The organism is Massilia sp. LjRoot122, from assembly GCF_964252725.1.
GTDB lineage: Bacteria > Pseudomonadota > Gammaproteobacteria > Burkholderiales > Burkholderiaceae_D > Telluria.
Map to the genome: position 1 here is coordinate 4,760,144 of NZ_CAXUPB020000001.1, position 21,370 is coordinate 4,781,513.

Below are 21,370 nucleotides of genomic sequence, written 5' to 3' on the forward strand. Positions count from 1 at the left end.
CAGAAAGGCGGTATTGTACCTGTGCCCAGGATCGGCCGGAACAGGGTCTAGCCGCCCGCCACCACCCGCGCCGCATCGCCCGGGCTGATCGGCTTGACCAGGTGGCGCTCGAAGCCGCCGGCCTGGCTGCGCGCCCGGTCCGCTTCCTGTCCATAACCGGTCAGCGCCACCAGCCGGCATGCCTGGCCGCCCGGCAGCGCGCGGATGCGCGCGGCCAGCTGGTAACCGTCCAGCACCGGCAGGCCGATGTCCAGCAGGGCGACCTCGGGCTGCAGCCGCTCGAAGGCCGCCAGCGCCGCCACCGGGTCATGGTAGACCTCGACCGTGTGGCCGAGCGCAGCCAGCAGGCTGCCCAGGGTCTCGGCGCCATCGACGTTGTCGTCCACGATCAGGACGCGCCGCTGCACTGCCGGCACGTCGGTATCAGGCGCCGCCGGCACTGCCGGCGCGCTGCCCAGCGGCAGGCGTACCACGAATTCGCTGCCGCGGCCGCGCCCTTCGCTGCGGGCCTCGACCGTGCCGCCGTGCAGGGCGACGATGTTCTTGACCAGGGCCAGCCCGATCCCGAGCCCGCCTTCGGCACGGTCGACGCTGCGCTTACCCTGGAAGAACAGGTCGAACACCTGGCTGCGCATCTCGGGCGCCAGGCCGATGCCGTTGTCGGCCACGCTGATCACGACTGCACTGGCACCGTCGCGGTGCGCGCGCAGCTGCACCTGGCCGCCGGGCTCGGTATAGCGGGCAGCGTTGGTCAGCAGGTTCGACACCACTTGCGCCAGGCGCACCGGGTCGCAGACCCATTCCAGGCCGTCCTCGATCTCGACCTCGAGCCGGTGCCGGCGCTGCTCGATCAGCAGGCTGGCCATCTCGACCGCCTTGCCCAACACCTGCGCCAGTGCGATGCGCTCGGGCTTCAGGTCGATCTTGCCGCGCGTGACCCGCGACACGTCGAGCAGGTCGTCCACCAGCCGCACCAGGTGGTCGACCTGGCGCTGGATGATGTCGCGCTCGCGCACGTGGCGCACCTGGCCATCGCCATGCCCATCACGCATGCGCATCAGCTGCAGTGCGGTGACGATCGGCGACAGCGGATTGCGCAGCTCGTGCCCCAGCATCGCGAGGAATTCATCCTTGGCCTGGTTGGCCGAGCTCAGCTCGGCCAGCATGCGCTCGCGCTCGCGCTGGGCATGCTCGATCTGCTGGCGGTTGTGCACGTGCTCGGTCACTTCGACGACCACGACAATGACGCCCTCGCGCACGCCCTGCGCATCTTCCAGCGCTTCCAGGCTGAACCTGAAGTAGCGCTCGCAGGGCTTGCCCGCGGCGTTGCGAATCTCGATGCGCAGTTCCTGGGCGCAGAATGGCTTGCCGGTCTCGAATACCTGCTCGAGGGCGTGTTCGACGGGCCCGCCGCGCAGCTGGGGGAAGCAGTCGCCGAAGCGCTTGCCGGCCAGGTCGGTGCGGCCCGCCAGTTCGCAATAGCGCCGGTTGGCAAGGTGGAAGCGCAGTTCGGGACCCACCAGCAGCGCCGCGGCCACCGGGGCGTTCAGCAGCATGGCATCGCGCTGGGCCAGCGCCGCGTCGCGCTGGTGGCGCTCGGTCGCATCGCGCGTGAAGCAGCGCGTGTAGCGCAGCCGGCCATCGTCGAAACAGCCGTTGGAGTGGATCACGACCTGCTTGACCGAACCGTCCTTGCAGCGCAGGCGCGCCGGCCGGTCGTACAGGGTACCGCCCGATTTCAGTGTCCCGAGGATGTCGTCGATGACCTCGGCATCGAGGTGGAACTCGGCGATGTGGCGCCCGACGTATTCTTCCCAGCGGTAGCCGAGCATCTGCAGTTCGGCGCGGTTGGCCCACAGGATGGTGCCGTCGGGCCCGACGCGGTGCAGGCCTTCGACCGCGTTTTCGACGAAGTCGGCCAGTTCGCGTTCGCGCCAGCGCAGCTCCTCCTCCGATTCGCGCAGGCGCGCCATCTCGGCTTCGAGGGCGGCGACCTTCTGTTCCAGCCTGACATGCTCCAGCCCACGGTCCTTGAGGTCGTGGTCCCGGCCTTCCGGCGTGTGCCCGTGGGCGCAGTGGTGTTCCGCGCACACCTGCTCGAAGGCACGCGCCTGGGCCTCATCCTTGAACAGGGTCCAGGGATAGGCGCAGAACAGGGCGAAGCGATAATCCGCGGCGACCAGGTTCCACAGCTGCTCGAGCCGCACCGCGGCATCGTAGCAGCCTTCCATGCACAGCAGGGCGACCATTTCGCCGAAGGCGTGCACCGGCCCGCCCCTGCTGCCGGCCTGCGCCAGCACCGGTCCGATCACGGCGCGGAACAAGCTTTCGTCCGGCCAGCCGTCGACCATGAAGCGCGACAGCGTGTCGGCGGCGTCGAGGAAGCGTACGCGCGCTGCGGCCGCGCCGAGCTGCCTGCGCAGGGCGGCAAGGTGGGCAGGCGTGGCGATGACGATGCCGGCGCCGCGTCCGGCAGCATGTCCGGCGCCGTCCGCGGCCAGCGCAGTGTCGAGGAAGGCGGCGACCTCGGCCAGCAGCAGCCGTTCGTCGTCGTAGAACCGGACGGTGTGGCGTGCGCCACTGTCCGGAAGCGTGGTTTCGGTCTTGATGGAGCCACTCCTGTCGATAGGGCCTGCGCAAAGTGTGAAGTTTAACAGACATCTTTTTTGACAAGTAGCATTGCTTCTTCTGCGCAACCCCGCCATTCCGGGGCATGGCAAAACACGCTACACTGTCGCGCTCCGATGCTGCCCGCGCCGCGTCAGCCCGCCTTCACATTTCGATAGATCCATGCCAAGAATTATCTCCGCCAACCTGAACGGCATCCGTTCGGCCCACAAAAAAGGTTTCTTCAACTGGCTCGCCACCCAGTCCGCCGACTACATCTGCGTGCAGGAACTGAAGGCGCAGGAAGCCGACATGACCGAGGAATTCCTCGCGCCGCACGGCTACCACGGCCACTTCCACTACGCCGAGAAGAAGGGTTACTCGGGCACCGGCGTCTACGGCCGCGTCGCGCCGGACAACAAGCGCATCGGCTTCGGCTGCCAGGAATTCGACGCCGAAGGCCGCTATACCCGCTGCGATTTCGGCAAGCTGACCGTCATCTCGGTCTACTGCCCGTCCGGCTCCTCGTCGCCGGAGCGCCAGCTGGCCAAGTTCCGGTTCATGGAAGTATTCCTGCCGCACCTCATGGAACTGAAGGCGGAAGGCCGTGAAGTCGTGATCTGCGGCGACTGGAACATCGCCCACAAGGAAATCGACCTCAAGAACTGGAAGAGCAACCAGAAGAACTCGGGCTTCTTGCCGGAAGAGCGCGCCTGGATGACGCGCATCTTCGACGAAATCGGCCTGGTGGACGTGCACCGCGTGGTAGCGCCGGATGCCGCGGATTACACCTGGTGGAGCAACCGCGGCCAGGCCTACGCCAAGAACGTGGGCTGGCGCATCGACTACCACGTCGCCACCCCGGGCATCGCGGCGCGCGCCAAGTCCGTGTCCATCTACAAGGACGAGCGCTTCAGCGACCACGCCCCACTCATTATTGATTACGATCTCTGATCCTCCCCCACGCCAGGGGGATTCGCTGTCGAAATGATGCAAATCTGCACTATTTCGGCAGCTTTGGCGAAGTGGCATGCCTTTTTGTTGATACTATCCGTCTGGTAACTTTCTAATCAGAATGTTCCGTTAACGGAACAACAACAAGCTTGCCGGCCATGCCATCGACCTCGACTCTCCCCGCCTCTTCCCTCCTCCTGACCACCTCCGCTGAGACGGTCAACGGAGTGACCCATATCGACCTGAACTTTGCAACGGCGATGGCCAAGGGGAACGGTTCGATCTTCGTCACCGACGGCGCGGTGCAGACCGTCATCGACCGCGTCACCGGCCAGCCCACGCTGCGCGTGGTCGGCGCCAGCTTCACCAAGCTGGTGTCGCTCGACCAGGTGCAGGTCAGCGGCACCCACGTCATCTTCGACGCCGCCGGCCTGCCGCCGGGCGCCAAGCTGAACGTCTACATGGGCGCAGGCACGCTGCTCAGCGGCGGCCAGTCCGTCTCCGCCCTCACCGTCCCGGGCAGCGCGGCCTTCACCACGCCGGCCGTGGTGGTCGAGCCGCCTCCCGTCTTCGGCGCCGACATCGCGCTGGACGGCGCCAGCCTGAAGTCCGGCCAGGACATCACCGCCACGATCACCTTCAGCAAGCCGGTCCCGCACCTCGACCGCGCTGCGCTCAGCGCCGGCAATGCCGGCATCGGCGAACTGGCGTCGAACGATGACGGCACGGTCTGGAAAGTGACGCTGAGCGGCGCTGCCGCCACCAACGCGCCGGACAACGTGCTGCGCCTCGACATGGCCCGGGTCACCGCCGGCGATGGCAGCCACGGCACCGGTGTGGAGGAATCGCCACCCTACCTGGTCGATACCCTGGTCGCGGCCTACATCGATCCGCTCATCCAGATGTTCGAGGATACCGGCCCCGATGACATGGACGGCATCAGCAACGACGACACGATGGGTGTCGGCGGCATCCTTCACGGCGCCCTGAAACCCGATGAGTTCATCGAGCTCGTCATCAACGGCAAACCCATTCATGCTTCCAAGGTCGAGATCGTCGGAAGCACCGACGAGCCGGGCGCCTATTTTTGGTACTACGCCGGTGAAGAGGGCGAGCACTTCAATATCGGCGAGAACGCGGTGCAGGCCCGTATCGTCGGCCTGGACGGCCACAGCAGCCTGGTGGCCGGCAAGACCATCATCGTCGAGCAGGATGCGCCGGACATCGTGTCGAAGCCGGGCGGCGTGATCGACGCGGCCAAGGCCATCACGATCAGCTTCGACGAAGCGATGTACTGGACAGGCCACGCCGAATCCTCGGGCGAGATCGAAATCGTCGACGGCTTCGGCAATACCAGCTGGATCGACATGAACGAGAGCATGCTCTCGGAAGACGGCAAGACCCTGACGCTGACCCCGGCCGAGCACAATCTGGCGACCGGCAACAGTTATTCGCTCACCCTGCCGGACAGCCTGACCGACCTGGCGGGCAACGGCTACGCAGGCCCTGCGATCGCGTTCAGCACCGCCGGCGACTACCAGGACAAGGCCGCGCCGCGTCTGGTGCAGCTGTACATCGCCAACGGCAGCGGTATCTACGGCAAGGGCGACGTGCTCGATTTCCGTCTGCGCTATACCGAGAAAGTCAAGCTGGACGCGGGTACCGTGCCTGAGCTCTACCTCGACAACGGCAAGGTCGCCAAGTACGTGGGCCTGACGGCCGACGGCAAGGAAATGATCTTCAACTACACCGTCGAGGCAGGCGACGACATCGACAACCTGGACTACGCCGATCCTTCGTGGACGCTGTACGGCAAGGTGCGCGACGACGCCGGCAACGTGTTCTGGCAGGAACACGACGAATACGAGGGCTTGAGCACCGCGGACGGCAAAGTCGCCAAGGTGGCGATCGACACCGTGGCCGCGACGCCCGGTACACCCCAGCTGCATGCGAGCAGCGAGGCCAGCGCCCCGGGCAACGGCAGCACGACCGACGCCCAGCCGCGCCTGACCGGCGGCGGCGCCGAAGCCTACGCCACGATCGCGATCTACGCAGGCGACATCAAAGTCGGCAGCGCCACCGCCGACGCCGACGGCAACTGGGATACCGTCCTGACGACCGCGCTGTCCACCGGCACCCACCAGCTCACCGTGACCCAGCAGGACCGCGCAGGCAACGTCAGCGCGCTGTCGTCCGCGCTCGCCCTCACCATCGCGGCTCCCATGCCGACCAGCCTGGCGGCTCCGGTGATGTCGGCCTCGAGCGACACGGGCGTATCCAGCAGCGACGGCCTGACCCAGCTCGACCAGCCCGGCATTGCCGGCAAAGGCCCCGCCAATACGGCACTCACGCTGAAGCACAACGGCGCCTTCCTCACCAACGTCACCACGGACGCGAACGGCGACTGGAGTTACACGCTTCCCTCGCTCGCCGACGGCGTGCACGGCTTCAGCATGCACCTGGGCGAGACCGTGGCCTCGCCGACCCTATCGATCACGGTCGACCGCACCAGGCCGACCGTTGCGGCCAGCCCGGACGGCGATGCTCACTTCAACCCCAACGGCGACATCGTCATCAGCTTCAGCGAGGCGGTGCACATCGCAGCAGCCGAGGGCGACGGCGACCTGCTGGTGCTGGTCGACGCGAACGGCAAGCAGCAGAAGATCGCGCTCGGCGACCTCACGCTGTCGAGCGACAAGCGCAGCCTGACGATCGGCGCCGACAAGCACAACCTGGAAGCGCTCACCGACTACCGCGTCCAGCTGCCGACGACGCTGACCGACCTCGCCGGCAATGCGATGAGCGAGTACGGGATCGCCTTCCGCACCGACAACGGCGCGCTGCCGAGCGCCGTGCGGGTGATCGTCAGCGGCGACCACAGCTACCGCGCCGGCGATACCATCAGCTTCCGGATCCGCTTCAACGAACAGGTCGAAAAATCCGGCGCGAGCGAGCTGTCGCTCGGCCTCAGCAACGGTGCGCGCGCAGCCTTCACCGGCATCAGCGGCAACGAGGCGCTCTTCAGCTACACCGTCGCTGACGGCCAGGACATTGCCAAGCTTGGAATCAGCGACACGTCGATGCTGGTGGGACGCTTTGCCGACGTGTCGGGCAATTTGCTGGACAGCGCACACATCGAGTTCACCGGACTGTACTCCGACAGCGGCTACGGCAACTGGTTGGAGACGACGATCGGCATCGACACCAAGGCAGACAAGCCCGGCACACCGCAACTGCATGCGGGCAGCGAGGCCAGTGCCCCGGGCACCGGCACCACGACCGACACCCAGCCGCGCCTGACCGGCAGCGGCGCCGAAGCCTACGCCACGATCGCGATCTACGCAGGCGACATCAAAGTCGGCAGCGCCACCGCCGACGCCGACGGCAACTGGGATACCGTCCTGACGACCGCGCTGTCCACCGGCACCCACCAGCTCACCGTGACCCAGCAGGACCGCGCAGGCAACGTCAGCGCGCTCTCGAGCGCGCTCGCCCTCGCCATCGCGGCCCCCATGCCGACCAGCCTGGCGGCTCCGGTGATGTCGGCCGCCAGCGACACCGGCATATCCAGCAGCGACGGCCTGACCCAGCTCGACCAGCCCGGCATTGCCGGCAAAGGCCCCGCCAATACGGCACTCACGCTGAAGCACAACGGCGCCTTCCTCACCAAGGTCACCACGGACGCGAACGGCGACTGGAATTACACGCTACCCTCGCTCGCCGACGGCGTGCACGGCTTCAGCGCGCACCTGGGCGAGACCCTGGCCTCGCCGACCCTGTCGATCACGGTCGACCGCACCAGGCCGACCGTTGCGGCCAGCCCGGACGGCGATGCTCACTTCAACCCCAACGGCGACATCGTCATCAGCTTCAGCGAGGCGGTGCACATCGCAGCGGCCGAGGGCGACATGCTGGTGCTGGTCGACGCGAACGGCAAGCAGCAGAAGATCGCGCTCGGCGACTTCACGCAGTCGAGCGACAAGCGCAGCCTGACGATCGGCGCCGACAAGCACAACCTGGAAGCGCTCACCGACTACCGCGTCCAGCTGCCGACGACGCTGACCGACCTCGCCGGCAATGCGATGAGCGAGTACGGGATCGCCTTCCGCACCGACAACGGCGTGCTGCCGAGCGCCGTGCGGGCGATCGTCAGCGGCGACCATCGCTACCGCGCCGGCGAAACCATCAGCTTCCGGATCCGCTTCAACGAACAGGTCGAGAAATCCGGCGCGAGCGAGCTGTCGCTCGGCCTCAGCAACGGTGCGCGCGCCGCCTTCACCGGCATCAGCGGCAACGAGGCGCTCTTCAGCTACACCGTCGCTGACGGCCAGGACATTGCCAAGCTCGGAATCAGCGACACGTCGATGCTGGTGGGACGCTTCGCCGACGTGTCGGGCAACCTGCTGGACAGTGCGCACATCGAGTTCAGCGGCCTGTATGACGACAGCGGTTACGGCAGCTGGATCGACATCGACACCGTGGCGGCAGCGCCGGACCTGCCGCTGCTCGCACCGGCCAGCAACTCCGGCAGCACGCTCGACCTGGTCACCAAGGACAAGACCCCGACCCTGGCCGGTACCACCGCCGAGGCCCATGCGCGCATCGAGATCTACGAGGGCACTACCCTGCTCGGCTTCGGCTACGCCGACGACGACGGCGACTGGGAAGTGGCTGTGGAGGCAGGCAAGGAACTGGCCGACGGCGCGCACCAGCTCACCGTCAAGCAGATCGACGCGGCCGGCAACAACAGCTCCGCCTCGGCGCCCTTGAGCGTGACGGTTGACGCCACCGCCCCCGCCGCCCCGCCTGAACTGCTGTTGGCCACGGCCAGCGACACCGGCGCCTCGAACAGCGACGGCATCACCAGCAACCCTACCCCGACCTTCACCGGCAGCAGGGTCCTGGCGAACGCCGATATTGCGCTATACGTCGACGGTATGGAAGTCGGCCGGACGGTAAGCAGCGAAGCCGGCACATGGAGCATCGCCATCGCTCCCGGCAAGCTCACCGCCGAAAAGAGCTACAGCCTCACAGCCACGCAGTTCGACGCTGCCGGCAACGAAAGCCCCGCATCGAGCGCCTTCAAGCTTGTTCTCGACAGCGCGGCGCTCACGACGGCGCTGACCGCCCCGGACCTGGACGCGACGAGCGACACCGGCGTCTCGATTTCCGACAACATCACCAAGGACCGCACGCCGACCTTCAACGGCAGCGGCGCCCTGGCAAACAGCGTCGTCGCCCTGATCGCGGGTTCCACCGAAGTCGGGCGCACCATTGCAGATGCATCGGGTAACTGGTCGATCACCAGCAGCACGCTCGCCGACGGCATCCACGAGTTCCGCTTGCGTCAGTTCGACCTGGCAGGCAACCAGGGCCCCGATTCCGATCCACTGAGCGTGACCATCGATAACGTCGGCCCTTCGCTCGCAGACCTCGACGGCAGCCTTCTCGGCCGCCGCTTCAACCTGAGCTTCAACGAGGCCATCAGCTTCCATCCAAACGGCCATTTCGACTTGCAGGGCATCCTTTTGTCGGACGTTTACGATGCCAACGATAAAGGAAACGGCTGGGAGATCGTTGATGGCAAGGTCCTGAGCTTCAATATCTCGCTCAACGGCTTCCTGAAGATGCAGTGGACCAACGGCAGCGTCACCGACCTGGCCGGCAACCTCGCCGAGATCACCGGCATGCCGGAGTGGACCTTCACGCTCTAGGGTCTTGTTTGGCTGGCCTTAGGGCCAGTCGAGCCGGAAGCCGCTGTCGAAGCGGCGCGGCTGGCCGCTGAGCGGATCCTCGAAGGCAATCGAGCGCGCCAGCAGCTGCAGGGGCGCGCTGAAGTCGTCGCCCTTGCATGGCAAGGCCACCGGATAGAAAGCGTCGTTCAGGATCGGCGCGCCGAGCGCGGACAGGTGCAGGCGCAGCTGGTGCTTGCGCCCCGTGTGCGGATGCAGCCGGTAATGCGCCACCACGCCGCGCCGTTCGATCAGCTCGATCAGGGTTTCCGAATTCGGCTCGCCCGGCACTTCCGCGCTTACGAAGAACTGCTCCGCATCCTGCATGCGGCTGCGGTAGGTGATCGGGAATTCCCTGCCCTCGATCGTGCCCGCCAGCGCCTCGTAGACTTTTTTCACCACCCGCTTCTGGAACATCGACTGGTAGGCCCCGCGCGAGGCCGGGTTATGCGAGAAGATCACCACGCCCGCGGTCTCGCGGTCGAGCCGGTGGATCGGCACCAGGTGCGGCAGATCGAACTGCTTCTTCAGGCGCACCAGCAGGGTCTCGTGCAGGAAGCGCCCGGTCGGGATGGTCGGCAGGAAGTGCGGCTTGTCGGCCACCAGCAGGTGCTCGTCCTGGAACAGCACCCGTTCCTGGAACGGGATCGGGGTCTCGGGCCGTTCGAGCTCGCGGTAGTACCAGATGCGCATGCCCTGCCGTACGGGACTGTCGGCGTTCAAAGGCAGGCCTTTGGCGTCGACGATCTCGCCGCGCGCCAGGCGTTGCGCCCAGGCGGCTTCGGACACGTCGGGAAAACGCTCCACCAGGAAGCGCAGCATGCCGCCGGCGCGGGTTTCAAGCAGCCACAGGTAGCTGGGCGCGACGCCGTCGCGGGTCGGCAGCGGCACGTAGGCATTGGCTTCGGCCTGGCGGCCCTTCCGGCTGCTTCCCATCAACGCAGGGCGACGTTGGTCCGGTAAGGCGGCAGCTTGGCGGCGGTGGTGCCCTTGGCGCGTGCGTAGACCGGCAGCAGCAGGTTCATGTGCGCTTCCATGTCCTTGATGCGGCTCTCGCCGCCCGGGTGGGTCGAAAGCACCTCGATCGGGGCACGCTTGTCCAGGGCAGCCATCTTGCGCCACAGGGCAATGCCGGCGCGCGGGTCGTAGCCGGCACGGGCGGCGATGTCCAGGCCCACCAGGTCGGCTTCGCGCTCATCGTTGCGCGAGAACTTCAGGCCGACCAGCTGGGCGCCGTAGTTGGCGAAGGTGCCCGTGATTCCCGGATCGATCCCGAAGATGCCCGAGACCAGGGCACCGCCGACGCGCGCAGCCACATTGGTCCCCAGCTGCTTGGCCATCTTTTCGCGGCTGTGCTCACGCAGCGCATGGGCGACCTCATGTCCCATGATGGCCGCGACCTCGTCGTCGGTCAGCTTCAGCGAGGTCAGGATGCCGGTGAAGAATCCGATCCGGCCGCCCGGCATGCAGAAGGCATTGACGTCCTTCGTATCGATGAGATTGACCTGCCACTCCCATTGGGTCGCCTTCTGGTTCCAGCGCGGCGTATGCGGAATGATGCGTTTTGCGATGGCGCGCAGCCGCTGCACCTCGGGGTGCGAAGGCGGCAGCAGCACGCCCTTCTGCTGCGCCTGGCCCATCATCTGCGTGTACTGCTGCGCCGCTGCTTCGTTGAGCTGTTCTTCGGAAATAAACCGGTTCGCACGCGACAACGGCTCGACCTTGATCCCGTCCTGGACTGTAGTCTGGCGGTCGTCCTGGGCCACGGCCGGGCTCATGCCGCCCGTGCCGACCGCGGCCAGCAGGGACAGGCAGGCGGCCAAATGCTTGAGTTTTGTCATTTCGTCACTGATAGACTGTTCTTAGCAGCACTATCTCCATAGAAAGTAACTGGAAGAAGACCACGATAGCCTTGAATATCGCGGATGACGGCCGGCTCGACAAGCCGCCACCGCACATAAGCGCTACCAATCCGGCCTAAACGGTCGCACCGGTCCTCTTGCGCAGACGAAACACCGCGAGGCTGCCGCGCAGGTTGGGCAGGAAACTGACCGGCTTGCCCTCGGCCAGGGCCACGTATTCCAGCACTTCCAGCCCGCACTTCTCGGCCAGGTCCTTGAAGTCGTGGATGGTCGCGTAACGCACGTTCGGCGTATCGAACCACTGGTAAGGCAGCGAGCGCGAGACCGGCATCCGGCCGCGGATCAGCGCGATGCGATGCGGCCAGTAGGCGAAGTTCGGGAAGGAGACGATGGCTTCCTGGCCGACGCGCACGATGTCGCGCAGGCGCGCCTCGACGTGCTGCATCATCTGCAGCGAGGACAGGCAGAGCACCATGTCGAAGGCATTGTCGCGGAACAGGTCCAGGCCTTCTTCCATGTCGTGCTGGATCACGCTGATGCCGCGCTGGGTGCTCTCCAGCACCTTGTCGTCGGCGATCTCGACGCCGTAGCCGGTGCAGTTCTTGCCCAGCTCGAGATAGCGCAGCATGGCGCCGTCGCCGCAGCCGACGTCCAGCACGTGGGCGCCGTCGCGCACCCAGTCCGCGATGAAGGCCAGGTCGGGACGCAGGGTGTTCAGGTCCTTGAAATTCATGCCGCCTCCCCTGCGAATTCCGCCGCGATCCGGTCGTAGTAGGCGCGCACCACACCCATGTAGCGCGGGTCTTCCAGCAGGAAGGCATCGTGGCCGTGCGGCGCGTCGATCTCGGCGTAGGTCACCTTGCGCCGGTTGGAGACGAGGGCATCGACGATTTCGCGGCTGCGCTCCGGCGAGAAGCGCCAGTCGGTGGTAAACGAGGCGAGCAGGAACTGCGCCCTGGTTCCCGCCAGGGCCTTGGCCAGGTCGCCGCCGTGGGCACGCGCTGGGTCGAAGTAGTCGAGCGCCTTGGTGATGATGAGGTAGGTATTCGCGTCGAAGTATTCCGAGAACTTGTCGCCCTGGTAGCGCAGGTAGGACTCGATCTCGAAGTCGATGCCGAAGTCGAAGGCATATTCATCGCTCTCGGCCGCGTTGCGCAGCTTGCGGCCGAATTTTTCCGCCATGTCGTCGTTCGACAGGTAGGTGATGTGGCCGACCATGCGCGCCACCTTCAGGCCGTTCTTCGGCACCACGCCGTGCTCGTAGAAGTCGCCGCCGTGGTAGTCCGGATCAGTCAGGATGGCCTGGCGCGCGACGTCGTTGAAGGCGATGTTCTGGGCCGACAGCTTCGGGGTCGAGGCGATCACGATGCAGTGGCGCAGGCGCTCGGGGAACATGATGCTCCACGACAGGGCCTGCATGCCGCCCAGCGAGCCGCCCATCACGGCGGCGAACTGGTTGACGCCGAGACGGTCGGCCAGGCGCGCCTGCGCCGTGACCCAGTCTTCCACCGTCAGCAGCGGGAAGGCCGCGCCGTAGGGCTTGCCGGTGGCCGGATTCACGTGCATCGGGCCGGTCGAGCCGAAGCAGGAGCCGAGGTTGTTCACGCCGATCACGAAGAAGCGGTCGGTGTCCACCGGCTTGCCCGGTCCGACCATGTTGTCCCACCAGCCAAGGCTCTTGGGCTTGTCGGCATAGGTGCCTGCCACGTGGTGCGAGGCGTTCAGCGCGTGGCAGATCAGGACCGCGTTCGACTTGTCGGCGTTCAGGGTCCCATAGGTTTCGTACATCAGCGTGTAGTCGCCGATGCTGGCGCCGCTTTGCAGGCGCAGCGGCTCGGCGAAGTGCATCGCCTGTGGTGTGACTGTTCCGATCGATCCCATGGAGGTGTTCGTGGTGTTCTTGTTGTGGCGGCATGCGCCGCATGGTTCCAGCGTTAATGGATGCGTTAGAGGGACTGCAGCTGTTCGACGGCGGCGGCGATCTCGTTCGGTTCGACCGAGCGCAGGATGCGGCGCGTGCGCGTCGTAATGGCGGACAGGTCGCTGTTCAGGATTTCCTGCTTCACCGACAGCAGCTGCGCCGGGTGCATCGAGAACTCTCGCAGGCCCATCCCGAGCAGCAGGCGGGTGAGCTTGGTGTCGCCGGCCATCTCGCCGCACACGGCGACGTCCAGCCCGGCCTTCTGGCCGATGGCGATGGTCTGGGCGATCAGCATCAGCACCGCCGGGTGCAGCGGATTGTACAGGTGCGCCACTTCGTAGTCGACGCGGTCGATCGCCAGCGTGTACTGGATCAGGTCATTGGTCCCGATCGACAGGAAGTTCATGCGCTTGACGAACATCGGCAGCGCCAGCGCGGCCGCGGGAATCTCGATCATGGCGCCCACTTCGACGCCCGGGTCGTACTTGACGCCCTCTTCGCGCAGCTGGGCCTTGGCCTGTTCGATCATGCTCAGCGTCTGGTCGATCTCGAAGGCGTGCGCCAGCATCGGGATCAGGATCCGCACCTTGCCGAAGGCGGAGGCACGCAGGATCGCGCGCAGCTGGGTCAGGAACAGCTGGGGCTCGGCCAGGCAGTAGCGGATCGCGCGCAGGCCCAGCGCGGGATTGAGCGCGGTGTGCTCGGTCGGGTCGAGCGGCTTGTCGGCGCCGACATCGAGGGTGCGGATGGTCACCGGGCGGCCCTTCATGGCCACCACCGCCTTGCGGTACTGCTCGAACTGCTCGTCCTCGCTCGGGATGCGCAGTGCGCTTCCCAGTCCGCTGCCGCCGCGCCCCATGAACAGGAACTCCGAGCGGAACAGGCCGACGCCCATCGCGCCGGCTTCCAGCGCGGCCGGGCAGTCGTCCGGCAGCTCGATGTTGGCCAGCAGCGTGACCGGGGTGCCGTCCTTGGTGACCGCCGGGGTCTTCTTGAGCTTGAGCAGGCGCTTGCGCGCCTTGATCAGGGTGGCCTGGCGCGCCCGGTACTGTTCCAGCACCAGCTGGCTCGGATTGCAGATCACCACGCCGGCGTCGCCGTCGATGATCACCCAGTCGTCCTGCTCGACCAGGCGCGAGGCCTGGCTCATGCCGACCACCGCCGGGATGTCGAGCGAGCGCGCGACGATCGCGGTGTGCGAGTTCTGGCCGCCGACGTCGGTGACGAAACCGATGAAGGAACGGTCGCGGAAGGCCAGCATGTCGGCCGGCGAGATGTCGTGGGCCACCACGATCATCTGCGGCGGCGCATGGTCGTCGTCGGTGAGCGGCGGCGGGATGTCGAGGGCGGTGCCCATCAGGACCTTCAGCACCCGCTCGGCCACCTGCTGGATGTCGTGCTTGCGCTCGCGCAGGTACTCGTCCTCGATCTCGTCGAACTGGGCCGACAGCTCGTCGATCTGGGTCACCAGCGCCCATTCGGCGTTGTAGTGGCGGGTGCGGATGATGTCGAGCGGCGCTTCCGAGATCATCGGGTCGGACAGGATCAGGGCGTGCACGTCGATGAAGGCGCCCAGTTCGGTCGGGGCGTCCTTCGGCAGCTCGGTCCACAGGGCCTGCAGGCCGCGGTGCACTTCGGCGATGGCGTGCTGCAGGCGCTTGACCTCGGCCTCGACCTGCTCCACCGGGACCAGGTAGTGCTTGACGTCGAGCGCGGCCGGCGTGAGCAGGTGCGCGCGGCCGATCGAAATGCCGCGCGAAACCGGAATGCCGTGGAGCGTGAACGATGCCATCGAGGGTCCCGTGTGGCGGGGAGTTGCCGCTTCGCGCGGCATTACTCGCCTTCGCCGAACTTGTCGTTGATCAAGCCGGTCAAGGCGGCAATGCAGGCTTCCTCGTCCGGACCGTCGGCCTCGAGCAGCACTTTCGCGCCCTTGCCGGCGGCCAGCATCATCACGCCCATGATCGACTTGGCATTGATGCGGCGGCCGTTACGCGTGAGCCAGACGTCGCTCTTGAACTTGGCGGCCAGCTGGGTGAATTTGGCGGAGGCGCGGGCGTGCAGGCCCAGCTTGTTGATGATTTCCAGTTCCTGTTGAATCATGTTCTCGTTATGTGCCCGTGGCCAGTGTGTTTCGTAGGTTTAGCTCGATCCGACGCGGATCCGGTTGTCCACCCGCACGGCGCCGTTCTGGGCGCCGGCCAGGGCCATTTCCACGACCACGTCGAGGGTGTCGCGGCGGTAGGTGATCGCACGCAGCAGCATCGGCAGGCTGATGCCGGCGATGACTTCCACGTGGCCGGCATCGGCCAGCGAGTTGCAGCAGTTGGACGGCGTGCCGCCCTTGATGTCGGTGATGACCAGCACGCCGTCGCCGTCGTCCAGGCGCGCGATTGCCTCCTTGGCGAGGCAGTTCACCTGCGCCAGGTCCTGGTCGGCGGTCACGTCGATCGCCTCGAAGCGCTCGGTGGGGCCACGGAATACGTGGGCCACCGCCGCGATGAATGCCTGGCCCAGCGGAGCGTGGGTCATCAGCAGGATGCCTACCATGTCAGTGTGTCTCTTTTGCCTTCAGTTCGACCGCATCGATGAACATCGCGGCCACGTCGAATCCGGTCTGGTCGGTGATCTCCTGGAAGCAGGTCGGGCTGGTGACGTTCACTTCGGTCAGGAAATCGCCGATCACGTCCAATCCTACCAGCAATAAGCCGCGCGCGGCCAATACCGGCCCCAGGGCCTCGGCGATCTCGCGCTCCCGTTCGGTGATCGGCTGGGCCACGCCCAGGCCGCCGGCAGCCAGGTTGCCGCGCACCTCGTTCCCCTGGGGGATGCGGGCCAGCGTGAAGGGCACCGGCTTGCCGTTGATGACCAGCACCCGCTTGTCGCCCTGCTTGATGGCCGGGATGAACTTCTGCGCCATGATCGTGTGCTTGCCGTTGGCGGTCAGCGATTCGATCACCGAGCCCAGGTTCATGCCGTCGTCCTTGACGCGGAAGATGCCGGCGCCGCCCATGCCGTCCAGCGGCTTGAAGATCACGTCGCCGTGCTTCTCGTGGAAGGAGCGCAGGCGGGCGGGATCCGAGCTGACCAGGGTCGGCGAGGTGTACTGGCTGAACTGGCCGATGGTGAGCTTCTCGTTGTGGTCGCGGATCGCGCCCGGGCGGTTGAACACGCGCGCGCCCTGGCGCTCGGCCAGCTCCAGCAGATAGGTGCCGTACACGTATTCCATGTCGAAGGGCGGGTCCTTGCGCTCGATGACGGCGTCGAACGCCGACAGCTGCAGGCTTTCCGGCCGCTCGGCGCGATACCATGCGTCGGCGTCGCCGGTGAGGTGGATGCGCGTGACGATCGCCGTCACCACGCCCTCTTCCAGCACCATGTCGCGCTGCTCGAAGGCGTAGACGGCATGGCCGCGTTTCGCGGCTTCGCGCATCATCGCGAAAGTCGAATCCTTGTAGATCTTGAACGTGGAGAGCGGGTCGGCGAGGAAAGCGATCTTCATGGGGCATCCAATGCGGGGAATACCCTGATTTTAGCCGGAAACGCGATTGCTCGCGGACGAGCCTCCCTTTATGCACTCGCGTGGTGCAGCGATAAATTCCAGGTTGCAAATTGTGCATGCGCAGCCGGGCAATATGAGGCGCCTCAAGCCTCGGCGCGGTGCGCCCTGCGACCATGCTTCCATGAACACGCACACTGACAAACAGGCAGAACAGGACCGCATCAAGGACGTGTACCGGCGCTGGCATGGCGGCGCGGCGCTGGACCGTTATGCCTGGCACCGGCCGGAAATCCTGCAGCAGGTCGCAGCCCGCTCGCGCGCCTTCGCCGCCCTGCTCTCCAGTACCGTGGGCGGCGACCTGTCCGGCCTGAAAGTGCTCGACGTCGGCTGCGGCACCGGCGGCTTCCTGCGCCAGCTGATCGACTGGGGCGCCGACCCGGCCAGGCTTACCGGCACCGAACTCCAGCAGGACCGGCTCGACGCCGCGCGGCGCGGCACCGCCGGCGGCGTCGCCTGGCGCCTCGGCCCCCTCGACACGATGGCCCTGCGCGACTTCGACCTCGTCTCGGCCCAGACGGTGTTTTCCTCGATCCTCGATGCCGGGGTAAGGCGCGAGCTGGCGGGCCAGATGTGGCGCGCCTTGCGCCCGGGCGGCTGGTGCCTCGTGTTCGATTTCCGCTACGACAATCCGCGCAACCGTAACGTGCGCAAGGTGACGCGGGCCGAGCTCGCGGGCTTCTGGCCCGGCGAGCGCAGCCGCTACCGCAGCCTGATGCTGGCGCCGCCGATCCACCGGCTGCTGGCGCGGGCGCCCTGGATGGCGTCCGACCTGCTGGCCGCGCTGGCGCCGCCGCTGCGCTCGCACTTCATGTACATGGTCCAGAAGGGCGGCTAGCCGGCCCGGAATAATGTTATCGTCCCGCAAACGATTTCCGGGGCCCGCATGACACCAGAAGAACGCAGGACGGCAAACGAAGACCTGTTGCGGGAGCGCGGCATTCCCGTCAACCCGCATCTGCCCATGATCGAAGGCGAGGACGGCGTCAGGCTGCGTTCGGAAGACGCGCTGTGGCGCCGCCTGCTGGCCCTGTGGGGCGTGGTCGGCACGGCCACCCTGCGTGAGCATGCCTATTTCAAGGAATATTTCTCGGTGGGCGAGCGGCGCGACTGGCTGTCCGGCGACGAAGCGGCCTTCATCTTCAATGATACGCCGGCCGAGGCCGACGTGATCCGCTTTTCGTGGCGGCTGGAAGCGATGATCTTCCTGGCCTGGTGCGGCGGACTCGTGGATGAACTGCCGATGCCGGAACAGGCTTCCAGCGCCGAGGCCATCCTGCCGCTCTATCCGCACGACCTGGGTGACGCCGGCATGCTGCGCCAGGCGCTGCGCCTGCGCGACAAGGCCGAGATCCTGGACTGGGCCGACCTCCTGTACCGCCTGCACTGGGCCGTGCGCGACGCCCAGCTGCACGGCCGCGAACTACCGCCCGGTATCAATCCGGGCATGGTGCTGGAGTGGCACCATGCCGCGAACTGGATGATCTGCTACGAAGACGAAGACGACTGGGATGCCGTCGGTACTGATACGTGAAGCTCAGTAGACTTCCGGATTCGGATCGGTGCGCTCGAGCTCCAGCGAGGCGGCCAGCAGGCCCAGGCGCGCCACCACGCCGTACACGTAGAAACGGTTCGGCGCCGCCGTGCCCGGCTTGGCCTTGAGGTCCGGCACCGCATGCTGCTGGGCGAAGGCCAGCGGCACGTACTGCGAGCCCGGCGCGTTCAGGTTCTGGTCGATGCCGCGCTCGGCGTGCACGCGGTAGAAGCCGCCCACCACGTAGCGGTCGATCATGTACACCACCGGCTCGGCCACGGCGTCGTTGATGCTTTCAAAGGTCGGCACGCCTTCCTGCACGATCATGTCGGTGACCGCCACGCCATCCTTGATGACCGTCATCTTGTTGCGCTGGGCGCGGCTCAGGTCGCGCACTTCGCTGGCGTCCTTCACCGTCATCACGCCCATGCCGTAGGTGCCGGCGTCCGGCTTCACGATCACGAAGGGCTTCTGCTCCTTCATGCCGTATTCCTTGTACTTCTTCTTGATCTTGGACAGCAGGGCCGAGACGGCGTCGGCCAGCTGCTCGGTGCCGACGTCTTCCTGCAGGTCGATCTCGCCGACCTTGCTGTGCAGCGGATTGACCAGCCACGGGTCGATGTCGATCAGCTTGCCGAACTTCTTGGCGACTTCGTCGAAGGCCTTGAAGTGGTTGCTCTTGCGACGCAGCGCCCAGCCGGCGTGCAGCGGCGGCAGCAGCGACTGCTCGTGGATGTTCTCCAGGATCGCGGGAATGCCGGCGGACAGGTCATTGTTCAGCAGGATGGTGCAGGGATCGAAATCGGCCAGGCCGACGCGGCGCCCGTTCGGCGAGCGCACCAGCGGCTCGACCACCAGCATGTTCCCGTCCGGCAGCGCCAGCGGGGTGGGCTGGGTGACCTCCGGCGACAGCGAGCCGAGGCGCACGTGCAGGCCGGTCTGGCGGAAGATCTGCATCAGGCGCGCCACGTTCTGCAGGTACATCGGATTGCGCGTGTGGACTTCCGGGATCATCAGCAGGTTGCGCGCGTCCGGGCAGTACTTGTCGATCGCGGCCATCGCGGCCTGCACCGCCAGCGGCAGCATCTCGGTGGACAGGTTGTTGAAGCCGCCCGGGAACAGATTGGTGTCGACCGGCGCCAGCTTGTAGCCGGCATTGCGCAGGTCGACCGAGCAGTAGAACGGCGGGGTGTGCTCCTGCCACTCGAGGCGGAACCAGCGCTCGATGGCGGGCGTGGCTTCGAGAATCTTCTTTTCCAGGTCCAGGAGAGGACCGGTCAGGGCGGTGGCGAGGTGCGGAACCATGGGGGAGCGTCCTAGTAGTGGCTTTTTTGAATTATATCGGTAGCCTCATATATGGACGAATATGCTTATTTAAAGTCCGCATACTTGCCGTAAACGAAAAAAGGCGCCCGCAGGCGCCTTTGCCGGATCGGCAGTAGTTACAGGTGGTAGGCCGATTCGCCATGGCTGGTGATGTCCAGCCCTTCGCGTTCCTGCTCGGCCGGCACGCGCAGGCCGACCACCACGTCCACCAGCTTGAAGGCGATGAAAGCCACCAGCGCCGACCACACGATGGTGACGCCGATCGCCTCGGCCTGCACCAGCAGCTGGCTGGCGATCGAGTAGTCCGGCGAGGCCTTGTTGGCGACGTAGTCCCAGATGCCCTGCCCGCCCAGCTGCGGCGAGGCGAACACGCCGGTCAGCAGCGCGCCCAGGATGCCGCCCACGCCGTGCACGCCGAACACGTCGAGCGAGTCGTCGGCGCCCAGCAAGCGCTTCAGTCCGGTCACCCCCCACAGGCAGACGACGCCGGCCAGCAGGCCCATCACCAAGCCGCCCATCGGACCGACGAAGCCGGCGCCCGGGGTGATCGCCACCAGGCCCGACACCGCGCCGGAGACGGCGCCCAGCAGCGAAGGCTTGCCCTTGATGAGCCACTCGCCCAGCATCCACGACACGGCGGCCGCGGCGGTTGCCAGCAGGGTGTTGATGAAGGCCAGCGCGGCGATGTCGCCCGCTTCCAGCGCCGAGCCGGCGTTGAAGCCGAACCAGCCCACCCACAGCAGCGAGGCGCCGATCATGGTCATGGTCAGCGAGTGCGGAGCCATCGATTCGCGGCCCAGGCCGATACGCTTGCCGATCACGTAGGCGCCGACCAGGCCGGCCACCGCCGCGTTGATGTGCACCACCGTGCCGCCGGCGAAGTCGAGTGCGCCGTGGCTCCACAGGAAGCCGGCGTTCGCGGTGACGGTCGCCAGGGTGGTGGCGTCGGAAATAGCATCAGGACCGGCCCAGAACCAGACCATGTGGGCCACCGGCAGGTAGCCGAAGGTGAACCACAGCACGACGAACAGCAGCACGGCCGAGAAGCGGATGCGCTCGGCGAAGGCGCCGACGATCAGGGCGCAGGTGATGGCGGCGAAGGTGCCCTGGAAGGCCACGAAGATGAACTCGGGGATCATCGTCTCCTTGCTGAAGGTCGCGGCCTGGCTGAAGGTGCCGGCCGCCGCATCGTAGATGCCGTTCAGGAAGATGCGGTCGAAGCCGCCGATGAAGGCGCTGCCCTGGGTGAAGGCCAGCGAGTAGCCGTACAGGCACCACAGGACGATGACCACCGAGAAGACCATGAACACCTGCATCAGTACCGACAGCATGTTCTTGGCGCGTACCAGGCCGCCGTAGAACAGCGCCAGCCCTGGGATCGACATCATGATGACCAGGATCGTGGAGATGAACATCCACGCCGTATCGCCCTTGTTGATGCTGGGCGCTGCCAGCGCCGGCAGCGCCAGGCCGGCGGCGGCGAGACCGGCCAGGACTTTGAAGATGATGTGCTTCATAGGTATGCCCCTTTACAGTGCTTCGTTGCCGGTCTCGCCGGTACGGATACGGATGACCTGGTTGAGGTCGGCCACGAAAATCTTGCCGTCACCAATCTTGCCGGTGCGGGCGGCGCCCGAGATGGCATCGATGACCTGGTCGACCACGGCGTCGTCCACGGCAGCCTCGATCTTGATCTTCGGAAGGAAATCGACGACGTACTCCGCGCCGCGGTACAGCTCGGTATGGCCCTTCTGGCGGCCGAAGCCCTTCACTTCGGTCACGGTCATGCCCTGTACGTTGATCTCCGACAGCGCTTCACGGACTTCGTCCAGCTTGAAGGGCTTGATGATGGCGGTAATCATTTTCATGGTGATG

Annotated in this window: 16 protein-coding genes; 4 read left to right on the forward strand and 12 right to left on the reverse strand. The window is 66.2% G+C overall.

The features are described from left to right. Positions 1 to 47: 47 nt before the first annotated feature. Positions 48 to 2,696 carry an ATP-binding protein gene (locus ACSQ25_RS20930; protein ID WP_436107592.1) on the reverse strand — a complete coding sequence of 883 codons (2,649 nt, stop codon included), beginning with the start codon at positions 2,694 to 2,696 and terminating at the stop codon, positions 48 to 50. Positions 2,697 to 2,790: 94 nt separating this feature from the next. Here ACSQ25_RS20930 and ACSQ25_RS20935 point away from each other — a divergent pair, with 94 nt between their 5' ends. Both ACSQ25_RS20935 and ACSQ25_RS20940 read left to right on the forward strand, forming a co-directional pair. Then, on the forward strand, positions 2,791 to 3,561 hold the full coding sequence (locus ACSQ25_RS20935; protein WP_436107593.1) for an exodeoxyribonuclease III: 771 nt from the start codon (positions 2,791 to 2,793) through the stop codon (positions 3,559 to 3,561). A gap of 227 nt (positions 3,562 to 3,788) precedes the next feature. Beyond that, positions 3,789 to 9,275: an Ig-like domain-containing protein gene (locus tag ACSQ25_RS20940; protein WP_436107594.1), complete on the forward strand. Its 5,487-nt coding sequence runs from the start codon at positions 3,789 to 3,791 to the stop codon at positions 9,273 to 9,275. 18 nt (positions 9,276 to 9,293) lie between these two features. Here ACSQ25_RS20940 and ACSQ25_RS20945 read toward each other — a convergent pair whose 3' ends face one another. The 8 genes from ACSQ25_RS20945 to gshB all read right to left on the reverse strand — a co-directional run bounded on the left by ACSQ25_RS20945 (position 9,294) and on the right by gshB (position 16,578). After that, positions 9,294 to 10,229, reverse strand: coding sequence for a pseudouridine synthase (locus tag ACSQ25_RS20945; protein WP_436107595.1), 936 nt, complete (start codon positions 10,227 to 10,229; stop codon positions 9,294 to 9,296). Continuing rightward, positions 10,229 to 11,134: a M48 family metallopeptidase gene (locus tag ACSQ25_RS20950; RefSeq protein ID WP_436107596.1), complete on the reverse strand. Its 906-nt coding sequence runs from the start codon at positions 11,132 to 11,134 to the stop codon at positions 10,229 to 10,231. The genes ACSQ25_RS20945 and ACSQ25_RS20950 overlap by 1 nt, the downstream gene beginning before the upstream one ends. A gap of 136 nt (positions 11,135 to 11,270) precedes the next feature. Further along, positions 11,271 to 11,888 carry a methionine biosynthesis protein MetW gene (metW, locus tag ACSQ25_RS20955; RefSeq protein ID WP_436107597.1) on the reverse strand — a complete coding sequence of 206 codons (618 nt, stop codon included), beginning with the start codon at positions 11,886 to 11,888 and terminating at the stop codon, positions 11,271 to 11,273. Then, positions 11,885 to 13,003, reverse strand: a complete 1,119-nt coding sequence (metX, locus tag ACSQ25_RS20960) for a homoserine O-succinyltransferase MetX (RefSeq protein WP_436108116.1) — start codon at positions 13,001 to 13,003, stop codon at positions 11,885 to 11,887. Before metX ends, metW begins: the two co-directional genes overlap by 4 nt. 98 nt (positions 13,004 to 13,101) lie before the next feature. Then, the gene (gene ptsP / locus ACSQ25_RS20965) at positions 13,102 to 14,868 is read right to left on the reverse strand and encodes a phosphoenolpyruvate--protein phosphotransferase (protein WP_436107598.1); all 1,767 of its coding nucleotides are present in this window, start codon (positions 14,866 to 14,868) and stop codon (positions 13,102 to 13,104) included. A 41-nt stretch (positions 14,869 to 14,909) separates the two neighbouring features. Next, positions 14,910 to 15,179 (reverse strand): HPr family phosphocarrier protein, encoded by a 270-nt coding sequence (locus tag ACSQ25_RS20970; protein WP_436107599.1) that lies wholly within the window; start codon positions 15,177 to 15,179, stop codon positions 14,910 to 14,912. 39 nt (positions 15,180 to 15,218) lie between these two features. Then, positions 15,219 to 15,626, reverse strand: a complete 408-nt coding sequence (locus ACSQ25_RS20975; protein ID WP_436107600.1) for a PTS sugar transporter subunit IIA — start codon at positions 15,624 to 15,626, stop codon at positions 15,219 to 15,221. 1 nt (position 15,627) lies between these two features. Further along, positions 15,628 to 16,578, reverse strand: coding sequence for a glutathione synthase (gshB, locus tag ACSQ25_RS20980; RefSeq protein ID WP_436107601.1), 951 nt, complete (start codon positions 16,576 to 16,578; stop codon positions 15,628 to 15,630). 181 nt (positions 16,579 to 16,759) lie between these two features. Between gshB and ACSQ25_RS20985 the strand changes: the two genes are divergently transcribed. Both ACSQ25_RS20985 and ACSQ25_RS20990 read left to right on the forward strand, forming a co-directional pair. Beyond that, positions 16,760 to 17,473 (forward strand): class I SAM-dependent methyltransferase, encoded by a 714-nt coding sequence (locus ACSQ25_RS20985; RefSeq protein ID WP_436107602.1) that lies wholly within the window; start codon positions 16,760 to 16,762, stop codon positions 17,471 to 17,473. Between the two features lie 48 nt (positions 17,474 to 17,521). Next, complete coding sequence (locus ACSQ25_RS20990; protein ID WP_436107603.1) at positions 17,522 to 18,169, forward strand: DUF4272 domain-containing protein; 648 nt, start codon at positions 17,522 to 17,524, stop codon at positions 18,167 to 18,169. Between the two features lie 3 nt (positions 18,170 to 18,172). Here the strand turns inward: ACSQ25_RS20990 and gshA are convergent, their stop codons facing one another. The 3 genes from gshA to glnK form a co-directional block, all read right to left on the reverse strand. Continuing rightward, positions 18,173 to 19,474, reverse strand: a complete 1,302-nt coding sequence (gshA, locus tag ACSQ25_RS20995) for a glutamate--cysteine ligase (protein ID WP_436107604.1) — start codon at positions 19,472 to 19,474, stop codon at positions 18,173 to 18,175. Between the two features lie 137 nt (positions 19,475 to 19,611). After that, positions 19,612 to 21,012 carry an ammonium transporter gene (gene amt / locus ACSQ25_RS21000; RefSeq protein ID WP_436107605.1) on the reverse strand — a complete coding sequence of 467 codons (1,401 nt, stop codon included), beginning with the start codon at positions 21,010 to 21,012 and terminating at the stop codon, positions 19,612 to 19,614. Positions 21,013 to 21,024: 12 nt separating this feature from the next. Continuing rightward, on the reverse strand, positions 21,025 to 21,363 hold the full coding sequence (gene glnK, locus ACSQ25_RS21005) for a P-II family nitrogen regulator (protein WP_036247637.1): 339 nt from the start codon (positions 21,361 to 21,363) through the stop codon (positions 21,025 to 21,027). Between the last annotated feature and the right edge of the window lie 7 nt (positions 21,364 to 21,370).

Coding starts and splice junctions, on each gene's coding strand:
- ACSQ25_RS20935 (WP_436107593.1), top strand. CDS start 2,791: ATGCCAAGAATTATCTCCGCCAACCTGAACGGCATCCGTTCGGCCCAC.
- ACSQ25_RS20945 (WP_436107595.1), bottom strand. CDS start 10,229: ATGGGAAGCAGCCGGAAGGGCCGCCAGGCCGAAGCCAATGCCTACGTG.
- ACSQ25_RS20950 (WP_436107596.1), bottom strand. CDS start 11,134: ATGACAAAACTCAAGCATTTGGCCGCCTGCCTGTCCCTGCTGGCCGCG.
- metW (WP_436107597.1), bottom strand. CDS start 11,888: ATGAATTTCAAGGACCTGAACACCCTGCGTCCCGACCTGGCCTTCATC.
- metX (WP_436108116.1), bottom strand. CDS start 13,003: ATGCACTTCGCCGAGCCGCTGCGCCTGCAAAGCGGCGCCAGCATCGGC.
- ptsP (WP_436107598.1), bottom strand. CDS start 14,868: ATGGCATCGTTCACGCTCCACGGCATTCCGGTTTCGCGCGGCATTTCG.
- ACSQ25_RS20970 (WP_436107599.1), bottom strand. CDS start 15,179: ATGATTCAACAGGAACTGGAAATCATCAACAAGCTGGGCCTGCACGCC.
- ACSQ25_RS20975 (WP_436107600.1), bottom strand. CDS start 15,626: ATGGTAGGCATCCTGCTGATGACCCACGCTCCGCTGGGCCAGGCATTC.
- gshB (WP_436107601.1), bottom strand. CDS start 16,578: ATGAAGATCGCTTTCCTCGCCGACCCGCTCTCCACGTTCAAGATCTAC.
- ACSQ25_RS20985 (WP_436107602.1), top strand. CDS start 16,760: ATGAACACGCACACTGACAAACAGGCAGAACAGGACCGCATCAAGGAC.
- ACSQ25_RS20990 (WP_436107603.1), top strand. CDS start 17,522: ATGACACCAGAAGAACGCAGGACGGCAAACGAAGACCTGTTGCGGGAG.
- gshA (WP_436107604.1), bottom strand. CDS start 19,474: ATGGTTCCGCACCTCGCCACCGCCCTGACCGGTCCTCTCCTGGACCTG.
- amt (WP_436107605.1), bottom strand. CDS start 21,012: ATGAAGCACATCATCTTCAAAGTCCTGGCCGGTCTCGCCGCCGCCGGC.
- glnK (WP_036247637.1), bottom strand. CDS start 21,363: ATGAAAATGATTACCGCCATCATCAAGCCCTTCAAGCTGGACGAAGTC.